Below are 1,012 nucleotides of genomic sequence, written 5' to 3'. Positions count from 1 at the left end.
CCAACGATCAGGCCCATCACCCCATCCAGGGTGGGCGGGAATTAATCGGAACGGTGGGCGGGATCAGTTCGGAATCCCGGGCGGGAATTCCTCGGAATGGGGGGCGGCTTCACCCCGGAATTCGCACACGCGCTTGCCGGCTCGCACGGCTTCAGCACCCAAGGCGGTCGCCAGGTGGGATTTGCCGGTGCCCGGCGGCCCCAGGAGATGCACCACCTCACCGCGCTCGATAAAGTCCAGCTGCGCCAGCGCCAGGATGCGGCCGCGATCGAGTGAGGGCTGGAACGAGAAGTCGAAGCCCTCGAGCGTTTTGAGCGGCATGAGCCGGGAGGTCTTGAGCCCGACGGTGAAGCGGCGGCTCTCACGGTTTCCATGCTCATGGGTGAGCAGGATATCGATCGCCTCGAGCGCGGTCATTTCGCCACGCTCCAGACAACGCATGGTATGGTCGAGCACCTCTAGCGCACGGGGCATCCTGAGCCCGACCAGGCTGGAGCGGATCCGATCGATGATCTCGCTCATGGCCGCACCTCGGTCCCGGCCAGACGCCGCCCGACCGCCTCGTAGAAGCCCAGCGAGCGCCTGGTGATCTCCCGTCCGGTCGGGAGCGGCACAGTGGCCGAGCGGACCGGCGCAAGACGCCGGTGGGCAGGATCAACCCGGCGCTGATTGCGGCCATCGAGCACGGGGTGCACCGCGATCAGCACCCGATCCTCGAAGATCCGGATTTCGCGAGGATGGTTCTGCACCTCAACGACACGTTTGCGCGTGGCGTCCGGGACCGAGTAGAGGTTGCCGCCGACCGATACCATGCCCTCATGACTGACCCGGCGCTCGATCGTCAGCACGGCATTGTATGGCGCCGCAGGCAGGGCCGTCAGCGCGGGCTGCTCCTCGGCGAAGTGCTCGCTGACGATCCGCCGCGTGGTCGCATGGAGGCGCACGTTGGCCACCGTGTCCAGCCAGTCGCGGAACTGCCGGTTGAGGTCGTCGGGATTACGGAAGCTGCGGC

At 66.8% G+C, this 1,012-nt stretch carries 2 protein-coding genes; both read right to left on the bottom strand.

Annotated features, from left to right (window positions below):
- Positions 1-63: 63 nt before the first annotated feature.
- Positions 64-522, bottom strand: a complete 459-nt coding sequence (locus tag H7F49_RS19305; protein WP_185685165.1) for an ATP-binding protein — start codon at positions 520-522, stop codon at positions 64-66.
- Positions 519-1,012, bottom strand: a 494-nt coding sequence (locus H7F49_RS19300) for a Mu transposase domain-containing protein (RefSeq protein ID WP_407940330.1), incomplete at its 5' end; no start/stop codon positions are given. The genes H7F49_RS19300 and H7F49_RS19305, both read right to left, overlap by 4 nt.

It is taken from the genome of Novosphingobium aerophilum (assembly GCF_014230305.1).
GTDB classification, from domain to species: domain Bacteria; phylum Pseudomonadota; class Alphaproteobacteria; order Sphingomonadales; family Sphingomonadaceae; genus Novosphingobium; species Novosphingobium aerophilum.
This window is presented reverse-complemented; position numbering and strand designations above follow the sequence as displayed.